Consider the following 739-nt stretch of genomic DNA (forward strand, 5'->3'; position numbering starts at 1 on the left):
TCGGATATGTTAATTATGTTTAGCTTAAACATTACCTGTGTTTTCTGAATCAAACTATCACTAATTTGATTCGTGCTGTTGTTTCCATTCTTTCAAAGAACTTTCGATTACTCTCTTGTAATCTTTGTTGATGTGTGAGATCCGATCTCTGTGGCCTTGCGCCGTACATCTTCATCTGTGTTGCTGTAAGAACTTTTTGTTATCCTTTCGCGTCGTTTGCGTTGGGGTTGCAAAGGTAGTGATCTTTTTCTTTATCACCAAAACTTTTTTAAAGTTTTTTTCATCTTTAATTATCTGTCTTCTAATCACTTATCTATTACTAGATTGTTCCATAAGAACCTGATAATCAACCCATTTTTACACAAAGAACTGCTCATTTCCGAAGCGGACGGCAAAGATATAACCTTTATCATTCGCAGCAAAAATTATTTCAACTTTATTGCTATTATTTCTTGTCTGTATGTCAAGTATCTGGCTTTAGAGATGGTCCATTGTAACGGACCTGCCAGGGAGGTAATCAAGCCTTCTGACGAAGTGCTTTTTTGTGAGATCTATACTGTCTCTACTCTTAGAGAAAGAAAAAGGTCCTGGCTTGTCACCAGGACCTTTCTTAATAAATATGGCAGCTACCTACTCTCCCGCATGATAGTGCAGTACCATCGGCCATGAGGGGCTTAACTTCTCTGTTCGGAATGGGAAGAGGTGAACACCCTCGGCATAACCACCATAAGATCTTGCC

1 rRNA gene is annotated in these 739 nt (G+C 38.8%); it reads right to left on the reverse strand.

The window, feature by feature from the left end:
- Window positions 1-617: 617 nt before the first annotated feature.
- A 5S ribosomal RNA gene (gene rrf, locus GWG06_RS30355) occupies window positions 618-729 on the reverse strand.
- Window positions 730-739 lie beyond the last annotated feature (10 nt).

The sequence above is a fragment of the Chitinophaga solisilvae genome (assembly GCF_009928525.1).
Classification (GTDB): Bacteria; Bacteroidota; Bacteroidia; order Chitinophagales; family Chitinophagaceae; genus Chitinophaga; species Chitinophaga solisilvae.